This window comes from Kitasatospora sp. NPDC090091 (assembly GCF_044747365.1).
Classification (GTDB): domain Bacteria; phylum Actinomycetota; class Actinomycetes; order Streptomycetales; family Streptomycetaceae; genus Kitasatospora.
In genome coordinates, this window is record NZ_JBIVDY010000004.1 from 454,109 (window position 1) to 468,051 (window position 13,943).

The 13,943-nt window shown below is 75.2% G+C and carries 15 protein-coding genes; 8 read left to right on the top strand and 7 right to left on the bottom strand.

Annotated elements, in window-relative coordinates; genetic code table 11:
• Nucleotides 1-86: 86 nt before the first annotated feature.
• The 4 genes from ACIPSC_RS09805 to ACIPSC_RS09820 form a co-directional block, all read right to left on the bottom strand.
• Nucleotides 87-452: a hypothetical protein gene (locus tag ACIPSC_RS09805; protein ID WP_313767189.1), complete on the bottom strand. Its 366-nt coding sequence runs from the start codon at nt 450-452 to the stop codon at nt 87-89.
• Between the two features lie 269 nt (nt 453-721).
• A complete protein-coding gene (fusA, locus tag ACIPSC_RS09810) occupies nt 722-2,809 on the bottom strand; it encodes an elongation factor G (protein ID WP_400824508.1) in 2,088 nt (695 codons plus the stop codon).
• A 478-nt stretch (nt 2,810-3,287) separates the two neighbouring features.
• The gene (locus ACIPSC_RS09815; protein ID WP_400824509.1) at nt 3,288-3,572 is read right to left on the bottom strand and encodes a hypothetical protein; all 285 of its coding nucleotides are present in this window, start codon (nt 3,570-3,572) and stop codon (nt 3,288-3,290) included.
• Between the two features lie 181 nt (nt 3,573-3,753).
• Nucleotides 3,754-4,722 (bottom strand): DMT family transporter, encoded by a 969-nt coding sequence (locus ACIPSC_RS09820; RefSeq protein WP_400824511.1) that lies wholly within the window; start codon nt 4,720-4,722, stop codon nt 3,754-3,756.
• Between the two features lie 47 nt (nt 4,723-4,769).
• On the opposite strand from ACIPSC_RS09820, the gene ACIPSC_RS09825 reads away from it, so the two are divergent.
• Both ACIPSC_RS09825 and ACIPSC_RS09830 read left to right on the top strand, forming a co-directional pair.
• Nucleotides 4,770-5,330: a MarR family winged helix-turn-helix transcriptional regulator gene (locus tag ACIPSC_RS09825; RefSeq protein WP_400824512.1), complete on the top strand. Its 561-nt coding sequence runs from the start codon at nt 4,770-4,772 to the stop codon at nt 5,328-5,330.
• A gap of 129 nt (nt 5,331-5,459) precedes the next feature.
• Nucleotides 5,460-6,170 carry a hypothetical protein gene (locus ACIPSC_RS09830; RefSeq protein WP_400824513.1) on the top strand — a complete coding sequence of 237 codons (711 nt, stop codon included), beginning with the start codon at nt 5,460-5,462 and terminating at the stop codon, nt 6,168-6,170.
• Between the two features lie 194 nt (nt 6,171-6,364).
• On the opposite strand, the gene ACIPSC_RS09835 is transcribed toward ACIPSC_RS09830, so the two are convergent.
• Nucleotides 6,365-6,775, bottom strand: a complete 411-nt coding sequence (locus ACIPSC_RS09835; RefSeq protein WP_400824514.1) for a winged helix-turn-helix transcriptional regulator — start codon at nt 6,773-6,775, stop codon at nt 6,365-6,367.
• Nucleotides 6,776-6,890: 115 nt separating this feature from the next.
• Here ACIPSC_RS09835 and ACIPSC_RS09840 point away from each other — a divergent pair, with 115 nt between their 5' ends.
• On the top strand, nt 6,891-7,826 hold the full coding sequence (locus tag ACIPSC_RS09840) for an NADP-dependent oxidoreductase (RefSeq protein WP_400824515.1): 936 nt from the start codon (nt 6,891-6,893) through the stop codon (nt 7,824-7,826).
• A 60-nt stretch (nt 7,827-7,886) separates the two neighbouring features.
• On the opposite strand, the gene ACIPSC_RS09845 is transcribed toward ACIPSC_RS09840, so the two are convergent.
• Both ACIPSC_RS09845 and ACIPSC_RS09850 read right to left on the bottom strand, forming a co-directional pair.
• Nucleotides 7,887-8,147 (bottom strand): hypothetical protein, encoded by a 261-nt coding sequence (locus ACIPSC_RS09845; RefSeq protein ID WP_400824517.1) that lies wholly within the window; start codon nt 8,145-8,147, stop codon nt 7,887-7,889.
• Nucleotides 8,148-8,168: 21 nt separating this feature from the next.
• Entirely contained in the window at nt 8,169-8,558 is a 390-nt protein-coding gene (locus ACIPSC_RS09850) for a hypothetical protein (protein ID WP_400824518.1), read from the bottom strand.
• Nucleotides 8,559-8,878: 320 nt separating this feature from the next.
• On the opposite strand from ACIPSC_RS09850, the gene ACIPSC_RS09855 reads away from it, so the two are divergent.
• The 5 genes from ACIPSC_RS09855 to pqqE all read left to right on the top strand — a co-directional run bounded on the left by ACIPSC_RS09855 (nt 8,879) and on the right by pqqE (nt 13,937).
• Complete coding sequence (locus tag ACIPSC_RS09855) at nt 8,879-9,589, top strand: hypothetical protein (RefSeq protein WP_400824519.1); 711 nt, start codon at nt 8,879-8,881, stop codon at nt 9,587-9,589.
• Nucleotides 9,590-9,803: 214 nt separating this feature from the next.
• The gene (locus tag ACIPSC_RS09860; RefSeq protein ID WP_400824520.1) at nt 9,804-11,423 is read left to right on the top strand and encodes a PQQ-binding-like beta-propeller repeat protein; all 1,620 of its coding nucleotides are present in this window, start codon (nt 9,804-9,806) and stop codon (nt 11,421-11,423) included.
• Nucleotides 11,424-11,635: 212 nt separating this feature from the next.
• The gene (gene pqqA / locus ACIPSC_RS09865; protein ID WP_400824521.1) at nt 11,636-11,797 is read left to right on the top strand and encodes a pyrroloquinoline quinone precursor peptide PqqA; all 162 of its coding nucleotides are present in this window, start codon (nt 11,636-11,638) and stop codon (nt 11,795-11,797) included.
• Nucleotides 11,782-12,471, top strand: a complete 690-nt coding sequence (pqqC, locus tag ACIPSC_RS09870) for a pyrroloquinoline-quinone synthase PqqC (protein WP_400824522.1) — start codon at nt 11,782-11,784, stop codon at nt 12,469-12,471. The genes pqqA and pqqC overlap by 16 nt, the downstream gene beginning before the upstream one ends.
• On the top strand, nt 12,468-13,937 hold the full coding sequence (pqqE, locus tag ACIPSC_RS09875) for a pyrroloquinoline quinone biosynthesis protein PqqE (protein WP_400824523.1): 1,470 nt from the start codon (nt 12,468-12,470) through the stop codon (nt 13,935-13,937). Before pqqC ends, pqqE begins: the two co-directional genes overlap by 4 nt.
• Nucleotides 13,938-13,943 lie beyond the last annotated feature (6 nt).

Below are 13,943 nucleotides of genomic sequence, written 5' to 3' on the forward strand. Positions count from 1 at the left end.
CGGCGGTGGCCGCCGGAGAGGATCCGGCGGCCACCGAGGGCGTCAGCAGGGCGGGGACGCGGGCTTGTGAGCGGGGCGGGGTGGTGTCAGGGGCGGTCCAGGGTGATGGAGTTGACCGGGGTGAGGTCGGCCCAGACACCGTTCTGGGCCGGCATGTCGTAGTTGCAGTTGGTGCCGTTGTAGCCGAGGCAGAGGTGGGCGTGGGCACCGCCGGACTGGTTGTTGAGGACCCAGTGCCAGCCGGTCTTGTTCTGCAGGTTGTGGGCGCCGTAGCTCCAGAAGACGTCGGTCGGCGGGGTGGAGGTGGGGGCGCCCTCGCCGTAGATGCAGACCGCCCCGTACGGGCAGCCGTCCCAGGCCCCGTCGGCCGCCTGGGCTCCGGTGGCGCCCACGGTGGTGACGGCGGCGGTCGCGAGCGCGAGCGCGGCGGCGGCGTGGAGGATCTTGCGCATGGTGGATCTCCTCTGATGTGACTGGTCTGGCCAGTGCTCAGCAGCGTAGGAGCGGTCCGGCGGCAGCGGTCCCTGACGGATGACAGGGTGGCGGTGCCGCGGGTGGAGGCGGCCGACGGGGCAGGCGCCGGGCCAGGTGCGACGGCAGCACCCCGGCCGTCGCACCTGACCCCCACCGCCACCGGCCGCCCCACCGGCCACCCGACCAGCCACCCCACCCGCAGCCGGGCCCCGCTCCCGTGCGGGAACGGGGCCGGGCCGGCGGCCCGCTACTGCGGCGCCGGGGCGTAGCCGGCGGGCCGGGCGGTGAAGGTGCCCCGGCCCTGGGTGCGGCTGCGGAGCCTGGTCGCGTAACCGAAGAGTTCGGCCAGCGGCACCGTGGCCGTCACGACCGCCGTGCCGCCCCGCGGTGCCGAGCCGTTCACCCGGCCGCGGCGCGCCGCGAGGTCGCCCAGCACACCGCCGACGGCGTCCTCGGGCACGGTCACCGTGACCTCGGTGACCGGTTCCAGGAGCAGCGGCCGGCAGCGTCGCAGCGCCTCGCGCAGGGCGAGGCGTCCGGCGGTGCGGAACGCCAGGTCCGACGAGTCCTTGGCGTGGGTGGCCCCGTCGGTCAGCGTGACCACCACGCCGGTGACCGGGTGGCCGCCCACGGGGCCCTCGGCGAGCGCGTCACGGCAGCCGGCCTCGACCGCCTGGACGTACTCCTTCGGCACCCGCCCGCCGGTGACGGTGGAGCGGAACTCGAACCCCTCCGCCGCCCGGGTGCCGTCGCCGCCCGCCAGTGGCGCCACGTCGAGGACGACGTGGGCGAACTGGCCGGCGCCGCCGTCCTGTTTGACGTGCCGGTAGACCAGGCCGGTCACGCCCGCCGAGACGGTCTCCCGGTAGGCGACCTGCGGCCGTCCGACGGTGACTTCCAGCCCCTGGCCGGCCTGACGGATCTTCTCCACCGCTACCTCCAGGTGCAGTTCGCCCATGCCGGACAGCACCCGCTGACCCGTCTCCGGGTCGGTGCGGACCACCAGCGACGGGTCCTCCTCGGCGAGCCGGGCCAGCGCCGCGGCCAGCCGGTCGGTGTCGATGGCGCGCCGGGCCTCGACGGCCACCGTGACCACCGGGTCGGCGGTGACGGTCGGCTCAAGGACCAGCGGCTCCGCGGGCGTGCAGAGCGTGGCGCCCGCGCGGGCGGCCTTCACCCCGACCACGGCGACGATGTCGCCGGCGGTCGCCGACTCGGTCTCAGCGTGCCGGTCGGCCTGCACGCGCAGGATCCGGGCGATCCGCTCGGTGCGTTTCGTTCCGGCGTCCAGCACGGTGTCCCCCTTCCGCAGGGTGCCCGAGTAGATCCGCAGGTAGGTGAGCCGGCCGGTGGCGGTGGCATTCACCTTGAACACCAGGCCCGCGAACGGACCCGCCGGGTCGGCGGCGCGCTCCTGCTCGACGCCGTCGCGCTCGCCGCGCACGGCGGGCACGTCCAGCGGCGAGGGCAGGTACGCGGTCACGGCGGCCAGCAGCGGCTCGATCCCCCGGTTGCGGTAGGCCGAGCCGCAGAGCACGACCACGGCCTCACCGGTGCGGGTGAGGTCGCGCAGGGCGGCGGCGAGCGTGCCGGGGGTCAGCGACCCGCGGTCGCAGAACTCCTCCAGCGCGCCCGGGTGCAGCCCGGCCACGGCCTCGTCGAGCGCCCGGCGGCGCCGTTCGGCCTCGTCACGCAGTTCCTCGGGCACGGGTCCCTCGCGGTAGCCGTCCGGTCCGGGACCGTCCGTCCAGGTGAGGGCGCGCATGCCGAGCAGGTCGACCACACCGGTGAAGCCGTCCTCCCGGCCGATCGGCAGCTGGACGGCCAGCGGCGCCGGATGGAGCCGTTCCCTGATGGAGGCGACCGCGGCGTCGAGGTCGGCGCCGGCCCGGTCGAGCTTGTTGACGAACGCGATCCGCGGCACGCCGTACCGGTCCGCCTGCCGCCAGACCGACTCGCTCTGCGGTTCGACGCCCGCAACGGCGTCGAACACCGCCACCGCTCCGTCGAGCACACGCAGCGAGCGCTCCACCTCGTCGGCGAAGTCCACGTGGCCCGGCGTGTCGATCAGGTTGATCCGGTGGCCGTCCCAGGAACAGCTGACGGCGGCGGCGAAGATGGTGATGCCGCGGTCGCGCTCCTGCGGGTCGAAGTCGGTGACGGTGGTGCCGTCGTGGACCTCGCCGCGCTTGTGGGTGGCACCGGTCAGGAAGAGGATCCGCTCGGTGACGGTGGTCTTGCCGGCGTCCACGTGGGCGAGGATGCCGAGGTTGCGAACAGTGGCGACAGCGGCGGTGGCGGTGGCGGTGGTCGTGGTGACGAGGTCGGTGCGCATGGCCCGGTGCCTTTCATGGCGTTACGAGGGGTCGGACTGCGCGATTCACCGCGACGACGGCGCCGACGGGGGCACGGCCGGGGAACTCACGGCCGTACGGGGCACCGCCCTCAGCCCGCCCGGACCGGCCCGCGCATGCGGGAGCCGATCCGGGAGCCGATCCGGCAACGGGCGCGGGAGGACGTGCGGTTCAGGCGTTCGTCGCGGACTACCGGTGCCGGCCGCGCAGCGGGCACCGGGCGCACGAGGACACCAGGATCACCTCGTACCGGGACGAGGGAACGACGACAGTGGTGCGGTAGCGCACGACCGGTCCCTCCCTGTACTCGTCACGGTGCGCCACCCCCGGAACGGTGGGCAGCGCGTCTCTGGGAGCCGAGTGTAGGGAAGACACCGCGCCACAGTCACCGGGTTTTCCAGGCCCGGCTCCGGGAGGACCGACGCACCGCGAGTCGCGGCCGGAACGGCCGACGGGCGTCTAAACCGGCGGAATCACCGTGTAGTTGGGAACCAGCCGCTCACGCCGCGCCTCGTCCCGGCTCCGGATCCGCACCGACTCCGGCTCGGAGCAGTTTCCCAGGAACACTCCGTGGAGGCACACGTCGCACCAGAGCGCGGCCATGACACCGCGGGACGACGACGGCGGCCTGACGAAGGCGAGGCCGAGATCGGCCCGACCGCACTCGGGGCACGATCGCCCTGCCAGCGCGCGCTCGTCGGCCCACGCCTCCTCGTAGATGTCGAGCCACTGCAGGAAGCCCACCGCACCGTCCTTCCGTGTCGCCACCCGAGAGCCCGGCCCCTGAGCACCCGGCACCCGGACACGTTGTCACGAAGCCGCCGGCATCGCAGTACGGCGAAGCGGTGGATCCGCCACCGACCCGGTCTCTCCCACTCGATGGCCGCCGGGCTCCCGGAGCACGCGAGCCGCAACCGGTGACCCCTCAGGGGGTGTCGCGGCACGGCGGGCTTGGGCTTGGGCTTGGGCTTGGGCTTGGGCGTGGGCGTGGGGGTGCAACGGTCGAGGCAGGTGCGGGGTGGGCGAGGTCGCACTGCCTGCGGCGGGTGGGGTAGCGCGGGCGGCCGAGGACCACGCCTGCCAACACCAGGGCGAGACCGGCCAGTTGCAGCGGGCCCAGCCCCTCCCCCGCGACCGCGGTGCCGAGCAGTACGCCGGTCAGCGGGTTCAGCAGCCCGAGCAGGCCGACCGTTCCGGCCGGCAGGTGCCGCAGGCCGGCGAACCAGGCGGCGAACGCCAGCGCGGTGGCCACCAGGGTCACGTAGCCGAAGGCGAGCAGCTGCGGCAGGGCGGGCGCGGGCGGGGCGCCCTCGACGGCTGCGGCGGCCGGGAGCAGCAGCAGCCCGCCCGCCGTCAGCTGCCAGGACGTCGAGGCGAGGACGTCGGCGCCGTCCCGCCACCGGCCGGCGAGGACGTAGCCGCACGAGGAGACCAGCATGGCCGCCGCCGAGGCGGCGAGGCCCGGCAGGCTCACCGCACCCGGCCGGGTGAGCAGCATCAGCCCGACGCCGCCCAGACCCACCAACGCCCCGACCAGGTGGGCGCGGGCCGGGCGTTCGGCCACCAGGGCCCAGGCGATCAGCATCATCGCCAGCGGGGAGGCCGCCATGACGGTCGAGGCCACGCTGGTGGCCAGCAGCTGGGAGGCGACGTAGAGCAGGACGAAGAACACGGCCGTGTTCAGCAGGCCGAGCACCGCCGATCGCCACCACCATGCGCCGCGTGGTCGTCGCGGGCGGAGCGCCAGCAGGATCAGCCCGGCCGGCAGGGCACGCAGGGCGGCGCCCCAGAGCGGGCGGTCGACCGGGAGGAACTCGCGGGTGACGTAGTAGTTGGCGCCCCACGCCACCGGCGCGACGGCGGTCAGCAGCACCCAGCGGAATTTCGCTTCCATGGAAGCAAATATACCTTCCCAGGAAGCCATCCGGCTAGAATGGCCCCATGGAGCAGCAGCACGGCGACCCGCCCACAAGGCCCGCACCGGTGGCCGCGGCCCCGGCCCCGGACCACGTGGCCGCCATCCAGGCCGAGTGGCACCGCGAGCGGCCCGACCTCGACGTCTCCCCGCAGGCCGTCATCGGCCGGCTCCACCGCCTGGCCGCCCGCCTCACCGACGAGCTCAGCCTGGTGTACGGGCGCTACGGCCTCGGCGAGGGCGAGTTCGACGTGCTCGCCGCGCTCCGCCGCGCCGGCGCCCCGTTCGAGCGCGCCCCCGGCGAGCTGGCCGCCCACACGATGGTCACCACCGGCGCCATGACCAAGCGGATCGACCGGCTGGAGCGGGCCGGGCTGGTCACCCGCCGGCGCAGCGAGGAGGACGGGCGCGCCCGCGTCGTCGCCCTCACCGAGGCCGGACGCCGGCTGATCGACGAGGCCTTCACCGCCCACATGCGCAACGAGCACCGTCTGCTGGAGCTGCTCACCCCTGAGGAGTCGGCCGCCCTGGAGGCGCTGCTGACCACCTGGCAGCAACGCCTGGACCACCGGCCCCCGCCCGCCTGACCACCCGCGCCTCCCGCGCCATCCGGCCCGAACCACCCGGCCCGCGCCATCCGGCCCGGGCCGCGCAGACCCGGCGGTGCACCCGTCGGGCGATCATCAGTTCGGTCCCGTTGGCGCTACTGTGCCGGGGTGAACAGCAGCAATGACCTTCCCGGCCAGGACGGCCGACCCGAACCGCAGCGGCCGGTGTGGCCGCGCAATCTGGCGCTCTCGCTGGCCGCGGCGGCGGCCGCGTACGGCGTGATGAGCACCGTGGGATCCTCCGACGACGGCGAGTCGGGCCATCGGACGGCCTCCGCTCCGCCGGCCACCGCCGTACCGGCCGCCGACCGACCGGCCGCGCCGCTGGACCAGGTGTTCCCCACCGAGGTGAAGGCGGCCGACGGTACGGTTTACACCCGGGTGACGGCCAAGACCCAGCTCTCCTGCCCGCCGGAGGGGTCGGTGGGCCCGCGGCTGGCCGGTCTGCTCAAGCAGGGCAAGGGCTGCGCCGGCGAGCAGACCGCGCTCTACCGGGACGGCCACGACAACCGGTTCAGCCTGGCGGTGTTCACCCTGCGGGACCCGCGGGACACCGCCCACGTGCTGATCGAGCTGGCCAAGGCCGCCGGCGACCCCCAAGTCCCCGCGCAGACGCCGCCGGTCGGCCGGGGGCTGCCCGCCCTGTCCGCCGACAGCGGCCGGGTGCAGTCCTTCGCCGGCGTCGACCGCGTCCTCGTGGTGGGCCTCGGACAGTGGTCCGACGGCCGGAAGGCCGACTACCAGAAGCTGGTGGACCGGCTCCAGCCCGTGCTGACCGGTGTCACCAAGAACATCGGGCCCCGTCCGAGCGGGGTCTAGCGACTCGGGTCCGTCCCGACACGGTGCGTCCGCCGGGACGCGGCTCCGAGCCCGACGAGTCGCGCACCCACCGCCGGCAGCCATCGACTGCCGTCACCTCCGCACGCGGAGGGCCGTGTCTCCCGGGGTCCACCCCCGGGAGACACGGCCCACCCTCCGTCCCGGCCGACCGGTCCTCGCCGTCCGGCCATCGGTCACGTCCCGTTGTCGGCAGCGGCGTCGTACGACTCGCGGGCGGCGAGCACGTCGGGCATGTGCTCCTCGGCCCACGCCTTGATCGACTGCATCAGCGGCAGCAGCCCGGTACCGAGCGGGGTGAGCGCGTAGTCGACCCGGGCCGGCACCGAGGGGGTGACGGTGCGGGTGAGCAGGCCGTCGCGCTCCAGGGCGCGCAGGGTCTGGGTGAGCATCTTCTCGCTGACCCCGGCCAGTCGGCGGCGCAGGTCGCTGTACCGCTGCGGGCCGTCGGCCAGGGCGTTGACGACCAGGCTGACCCACTTGTCGCCGATCCGGTCGAGCAGCTGCCGGGCCGGGCACTCGGCGATGTAGGCGTCGAATCCGACCCGGGCGGCCTCGCGGCGCTGGGCGGCCGTCATGGTGGCCATGGGCTCTCCTCCCCGTTCGGTACGCACCTGTGGGTTCGTACTTCCTGATGGAGAGCAACTCTCCCTAGCCTGGGTGGCGTTCGCAAGCCCCGACACCGATCCGAAGGAGTGCACCATGCGCGCCGTAGTCGTCCGGACCCCGGCCGGACCCGAAGCCCTGGAGCTGGTTGAGGTTCCGCTGCCCGCGGCCGGCCCCGGGCAGGTGCGGGTGCGGGTCGAGGCCGCGGGCGTCAACCCGGTCGACTCCGTCACCAGGGCCGGAACCCTGGTGGAGGCGGGACTGATGGCACCGCGCGAGGTGACCGGGATCGGCTGGGACGTGGCCGGGGTGGTCGACGAGGTGGGCCCCGGCGTGACGGGCTTCGCTCCGGGCGACGCGGTGATCGGCCTGCGCGACCGGCTCGACGTGCCGCTCGGCACCTACGCCGAGTTCGTGGTGCTGGACGCCTCCGCGCTCGCCCCCGCGCCGTCCGGGGTGCCCGCCGTCCAGGCCGCGACGCTCCCGCTCAACGGGCTGACCGCCGTTCAGGCGCTCGACCTGCTCGATCTGCCGCACGGTGCCACCCTGTTGGTCACGGGCGCGGCCGGCGCGGTGGGCGGCTTCGCCGTCCAACTGGCCGTCCTGAACGGGCTTCGGGTGGTCGCTCTGGCCGGTCCGGAGGACGAGGCCGCGGTGCGGGAGCTTGGCGCCGAGTGGTTCGTGCCGCGCGGCACCGCCGAGGTGGCGACCGCAGTTCGGACGCTGGTCCCCGGTGGGGTGGACGGCGCGCTCGACGCGGCGCTGCTGGGGACGCTCGCCCTGGGCGCGGTCCGCAACCGGGGGGCCTTCGTCTCCGTCTCCGGCGGCGCCCCGGTGGGACTGCGCGGTATCCGGGTGGACACGGTCTGGATCGCTGCGGACGGTCCCGCCCTCGCCGGGCTCGCCGAGCTGGCCGCCCGGGGCTCGCTCACCCTGCGGGTGGCCGACACGTACCCGCTGGAGCGGGCCGCCGAGGCCCACCGCCGGCTCGACCGCGGCGGCCTGCGCGGCCGGCTGGTGCTGCAGCCCTGAGCCGACACGCTCCCCCGGGCCCCGCCCGGCGGCCGCTCGGTCCGCCGCGGTGGCCGACACTCAGTTCCGGCGGCCCCGCTGGCGCAGCCAGGCGACGCCGGCGATCAGGCCGACCGCCCCGCCCGTGCAGACCTTGACGGCACCCTTGGCGAGCAGCCAGCCCAGACCGGGCATGGTCCAGCCCAGCCAGTGGAAGACGGCCAGCAGGACCGCCACCGCACTGAGCGCCGCCACCACGCCGACGGCGACGGCCGCCCCGGTGGAGAGTTCGCGCTCCTCGGGCTCCGTCGCGCCCCCGTCCTTCGTGCCCCCATGGTCCATGAAGGCGATCCTAACCTCGGGTCAGCGCGGCGCGTGGTGGTGGGTGTCGCCGGTGTGCTCGCCGGTCTCGTGGTCGGGGAAGCTGACGGCCAGGGTGGCCCGGTACTCGAAGACGTCGTCGCGGTGGCCCGGCACACGTGCCCAGGCCAGCGAGTGCACCTCCGCCTCGGGTGCCTGGCGGCACCAGGCGGCCGCCTCCTCCAGGGCGCGGGCCGCCGAGCGGCCGGTGCAGACGACGGCGGTGTAGGCGGCGACGGACACGTCGCCGCCACCGCAGCGGGCGCCCCGGGAGACGGCCCGGACCGCGGCCGCGGCGTGGGTCAGGTCGCGTGCCAGGTCGTCGACCACCCGGGGCGGCGCCGGCAGGACGACCCGGCCCTCCGCCACGGTCTCCGGCAGGTTCGTGCTCACTGTCAGGGCCTCCGTCCGCCTGGTCACGAGATCCGCCGGGCGCGGATCCGCCTGGTCACCGGCCCAAGAATGCCGGGCGGCCATTCCTGGCATGACCACTTTCACCGGAACGTCACCCGTCCGGGGAGCCGATGGTGTAGAGCACGACCACGGCCGGTCCTCCACTGCTATGGAGCGGGCCGTTCGAGCGGCTGTCCCCGGCTGTCACGCGGCTGTACAACACCCGTTGCAGGAACGGGAGATATCGCGCTCGACCGGCCACTACGATCCTGTACCGTCCCAGTCCGCCGCACCGGCGGGCGTCAGCGGAGGGGGTTCCCGTGCAGCTCCACGCATCTTTCCGACAGCAGCGCCGACACCTCTGGCTGCCGGCCCTCGCGCTCGCGGGCGCCGCGCTGGCCGGGTGCTCGTCCGGCAGCAGCAAGGTGGTGGCGGCCTCCCCGGCCGGCTCCACCCCCACCGGCGCCGCCACCTCGGCCGCCCCGACGGCCGCCCCGACGGGCGGCTCGACGGGCGGCTCGACGGCAGCCCCGACCGCCGCCCCCACGGGATCGCCCGGCTCCGACGCCACCGCCACCGGCACCGGCACCGGCACCGGCACCGCGGGCTCCCGCCCCAAGGACGCCTGCACCCTGCTCATGCCGGCCCAGGTGTCGGCCACCATCAACGCGGTGGAGCCGCTCAACACCACCCACCCCGACGCGGCGTCCGACGGCACCCCGGTCTGGGGCTGCACCTGGGGCAACCGGCAGTCCTACGCCTCCCTCCGCGAGGTCGCGCCCGGCGTCCTCGCCTCCGCCAAGGCGGACCCCGCGAGGTCGGTCGCCCCGTTGCCCGGGGTCGGCACCGAGGCCGTGATCGTGACCCGCACGGACCACAGCCACCCCGTCGCCTTCTTCGTCACCGGCGGCCACACCTACGAGGTCGAGGTGGTGAAGGACCGCGGCCCGGGCGACGCGGTCAACGCCGGGCTGGAGGCGGCGGCGGAGGGCAGCCTGGCCCTGGTGTTCGCCAAGTCGCTCGGCGGCTGACGGCCGCCGCATTCGAACGGCCCGGGCCGGGGGGCGTCCCCCGGTCTGGGCCGTTCGAATGCGGCGGGGGGCGCCGGGCGGCGCAGCCGGTTCCCCCCGGGGCGTGAACGGGGCCGGTGCCGGAGCGGCGGGCGGATGCGGGCGCGGCGCAGGCGTTCACAGAATGACCCACGGCGCCGTACCCCGTAGTCCCCCGACAGCCAAGGCGGATCGTATGAGCCGACTCCACCCACCCCCCGCCCGGGCCGTCCGGCGCAGGGCCCGCGCGTCCCGTTCCGGGACCGCCCTCCTCTCCGGACTGGTCCTGCTCGCCCCCGCGGCCGCGGCCGGGTCGCTGGTCAGCGCGATACCCGCGCGGGCCGACAACCCGACCATCTCACTCAACTCCCTGCGCACCGCATGGGACGCGGCCGAGCCCAACCTCGGCCCCGCACAGGTGTCGGCCGCGGACTTCGGCCGCCGCTGGTCCACCGCGGTCGACGGCGCGGTGTTCGCGCAGCCGCTGGTGGCGGGTTCGACGGTGGTGGTGGCCACCGAGACCAACCACGTCTACGGCGTGGGCGCGACCGACGGCCGGATCCTGTGGCAGCGCGCGCTCGGCACGCCCGTGCCGTCCTCGACGGCCTGCCTCTCCCCCGGGACCGGCATCACCTCGACGCCGGTGTACGACAAGGCGACCGGCACCGTCTACCTGGTGGCCAAGTCCAACGAGAACGGCGCGCACTTCTCCGTGCACGCCCTCGACACCGCCTCGGGCGCCGAGCGCAGCGGCTGGCCGGTCACCGTCCAGGGCGATCCGGTGAACAGCCCCGGCGTCCCGTTCAACCCGAACACCTCCGCGCAGCGGGCCGGACTCCTGTTGCTCAACGGCGCGGTGTACTTCGGCTTCGCCTCCGACTGCGGCGTCGGCACGTACGTCGGCCACGTGGCCGGCGTCAACACCTCGACCCGCAAGCTGACCCTCTGGTCCACCGAGTCCGGCTCCAAGTCGCAGAACGGCGGCGTCTGGATGAGCGGCGGCGGGCTGGTCTCGGACGGCTCCGGGCGGATCTTCATCGCGACCGGGAACGGCGCCGGCGAGGGCTCGTCCCCGGCGAAGGGGCCGGGCGACAAGCCGCAGGGCCACTTCGCCGACTCCGTGGTCCGGTTGGGCGTCAACAGCGACGGCAGCCTCGCGCCGAAGGACTTCTTCAGTCCGTCCAACAACCGCCAACTCGACCACGACGACCTGGACCTGGGTTCCGGCGGCCCTGCCGCGCTGCCGACCGGCTTCGGCACCTCCGCGCACCCGCACCTGCTGGTGCAGGTCGGCAAGGACGGGCGGATCTTCCTGCTGGACCGCGACAACCTGGGCGGCATGGGCCAGGGGCCGAACGGCACGGACGCGGTGGTCGGGACGACCGGCCCGTACAAGGGCGTCTGGGGCCACCCGGGTGTCTGGGGCGGGGACGGCGGCTACGTCTACATGATCGAGAACTACGGCTCGCTGCGCGCGCTCAAGTACTCGGTGAACGGCAGCGGCAACCCGCAGCTGACCAGCGCCGGGACGAGCGCCGAGGGCTTCGGCTACGCCTCCGGCTCGCCGGTGGTGACGTCCAACGGGACGACGAGCGGCTCGGCGCTGGTCTGGCTCATCTACTCCGGCACCGGGCCGGGCGGGCAGAACGGTGAACTGCGGGTCTACGACCCGGTGCCGGTCAACGGCACGCTGAAGATGCGGCGCAGCTTCCCGCTCGGCACGGTGACCAGGTTCTCCGTTCCGGCGACGGACAACGGGCGGGTGTTCGTCGGCACCAAGGACGGCCACCTCATCGCCTTCGGCCGCGCCACCTGAGCCGGTGGCCCCGGGAAGGCACGCCCCGGGCCCGGGCCGGCGTTCCGGCCGGGGCCGGCCGGGCGGGCCCGGCCGCCGTCCGTCACCCGTTCGAGCGCGATTGTCCGCGGATCGCGCGGTTCGGAACGGCGGCCGGGCCCGGCTGCTCGTAGCGTCCTGACCCAGGGGGCGCACGCGCCCCCTTCCCAGTTCCCCCGGCCCGAGGAGGACCGATGCAGCAGAACAGCCAGCCCCACCCCGTCCCCGCCGCACCGCCGGCGCGCCCCGCCGGCGCCGACAAGCCCAGCTGGTCCGCGCCGGCGGTGGAGTGCCACCGCACCGGGGCCGAGGTCACCGCGTACGCCGGACGGGCCGCCCAGTGGCGCAACCGCTGACCCGCGAGCGGTTCGCGGCCAGGCTGCACGACCTGCGCGGGCGGTACTGGGACACCCACCCGTTCCACCTACGCCTGCACTCCGGTGGCTGCACGCCACCGGAGTTGCGGCGCTGGGTCGCCAACCGCTGGTACTACCAGCTCTGCCTGACCCGCAAGAACGCCGCGATCATCGCCAACTGCCCGCTGCCGGAGGTCCGGCGGGCCTGGGTGGAGCGGCTCGGCTACCAGGACGGGCCGAACGGCGACGAGGGCGGCCTGGCCGACTGGCTGGTGCTGGCCGAGGCGGTCGGCCTCGACCGCGCGGAAGTGACCGACGAGCGCCACGTCGCGCGCGGGGTGCGCTTCGCCGTCGACGGCTACCTGCACTTCTGCCAGACCCGGCCGTGGACCGAGGGGGTCGCGGCGGCGCTCACCGAGATGTTCTCGCCCGACCACATGGCCCGGCGGGTGACCGCCTGGCGCACCCACTACGCGTGGATCGACCCGGCGGGGTACGCCTACTTCGAGCACCGGATCCCCACCGCCCGCCGGGACAGCGCCCGCACCCTGGAGCTGGTCCTGGACCACTGCACGACCGCCGCGCAGCAGCAGGCGGCGGTGGAGGCGCTGGCGTTCAAGTGCGAGGTGCTGCGCGCCATGCTGGACGCCGTCGACTACGGGGCCGACCGGTGACCGCCGCCGTCCCCCCGACGGCGGCCGACCGCACCCCCGGCCCACCGCCGGCAGCGGTCACCCGCACGGCCCCGACCGCCGGCCCCTCGTCCGCGCTGCGGCCGGGGCTGCGGCCCGGCGTGCGGCTGGTGCACGACCCGGTCCGCGACCGGGCCGCGCTGCTCTATCCCGAGGGCGTCCTGCTGCTCAACGACAGCGCCGCCGCCGTCCTGCGGCACTGCGACGGCCGGCGAGACGCCGAGCGGATCACCGCCGGCCTCACCGCCGAGTACGACGGGGTGGACGGCGGCCACGTCCGCGAGCTGCTGGCCGACCTCGCCGAGCGGCGGCTGCTCGCCCTGGACGGCACCGGCGCGCCGGCGAGGCCGCAGCCGGCCGCCGGACTGCCCGGCGCCGCCGGCCGCGGGCCCGCACCGCTCGGCCTGGTCGCCGAACTCACCTACCGCTGCCCACTGCAGTGCACCTACTGCGCCAACCCGGTCGAGCTCGCCCGCTACCGGGACGAGTTGGCGACCGAGCAGTGGCTGCGCATCCTCGACCAGGCCCGCGGACTGGGCGTGCTGCAGGTCCACCTCACCGGGGGTGAGCCGCTGCTCCGCCGCGACCTGGCCCGGATCGTGGCGCACGCCCGCGGCCTCGGCCTCTACACCAACCTGGTCACCAGCGGCCTGCCGCTGGACGGCGCCCGCGCCGCCGAACTGGCCGACGCCGGTCTGGACCACGTCCAGCTCTCGGTCCAGGACGCCGATCTGCGCCGGGCCGACGCCGTCGCCGGGCTGGCCGCGCACGAGCGCAAGCTCGCCGCCGCGGCGCTGCTGACCGGCGCAGGCCTGCCGCTGACCGTCAACGCCGTGCTGCACCGCGGCAACCTGCCGCGCCTCGGGGCGCTGGTCGAGCTGGCCGTGGCGCTCGGCGCCGACCGGGTCGAGCTGGCGCACACCCAGTTCTACGGCTGGGCCTGGCGCAACCGGGCCCACCTCGCCCCCGACGAGGCCCAGGTCCGGCAGGCCGAGCGGGACGTCGCCGCCGCCCGCGAGCGGCACGGTGAGCGGATCGAGATCGTGCACGTCGCCGCCGACCACCACGACGGCACCGTCAAACCCTGCATGGACGGCTGGGGCAGCCGCCAGCTGGTCGTGGCGCCCACCGGCGACGTGCTGCCCTGCCTGGCCGCCGCCCAGCTGCCGGGCCTGCCGGTGCCGAGCGCCGTCACCGACGGGCTCGCCGCGATCTGGCACGACTCCGCGGCGTTCAACCGGTACCGGGGCACCGACTGGATGCCCGAGCCGTGCCGCAGCTGCGCGCTGCGCGAGGTCGACCACGGCGGCTGCCGCTGCCAGGCCTTCCAGTTCACCGGCGACGCCGGCGCCACCGACCCGGCCTGCCGGCTCTCCCCGCACCACCACCTGGTCACCGGACCCGCCCCCGCCGGCACCCCGGCGCCCGTCCCACGGAGGCTGCGCTGAAGATCC

Coding starts and splice junctions, on each gene's coding strand:
- ACIPSC_RS09805 (WP_313767189.1), bottom strand. CDS start 452: ATGCGCAAGATCCTCCACGCCGCCGCCGCGCTCGCGCTCGCGACCGCC.
- fusA (WP_400824508.1), bottom strand. CDS start 2,809: ATGCGCACCGACCTCGTCACCACGACCACCGCCACCGCCACCGCCGCT.
- ACIPSC_RS09820 (WP_400824511.1), bottom strand. CDS start 4,722: ATGGAAGCGAAATTCCGCTGGGTGCTGCTGACCGCCGTCGCGCCGGTG.
- ACIPSC_RS09825 (WP_400824512.1), top strand. CDS start 4,770: ATGGAGCAGCAGCACGGCGACCCGCCCACAAGGCCCGCACCGGTGGCC.
- ACIPSC_RS09835 (WP_400824514.1), bottom strand. CDS start 6,775: ATGGCCACCATGACGGCCGCCCAGCGCCGCGAGGCCGCCCGGGTCGGA.
- ACIPSC_RS09840 (WP_400824515.1), top strand. CDS start 6,891: ATGCGCGCCGTAGTCGTCCGGACCCCGGCCGGACCCGAAGCCCTGGAG.
- ACIPSC_RS09845 (WP_400824517.1), bottom strand. CDS start 8,147: ATGGACCATGGGGGCACGAAGGACGGGGGCGCGACGGAGCCCGAGGAG.
- ACIPSC_RS09860 (WP_400824520.1), top strand. CDS start 9,804: ATGAGCCGACTCCACCCACCCCCCGCCCGGGCCGTCCGGCGCAGGGCC.
- pqqA (WP_400824521.1), top strand. CDS start 11,636: ATGCAGCAGAACAGCCAGCCCCACCCCGTCCCCGCCGCACCGCCGGCG.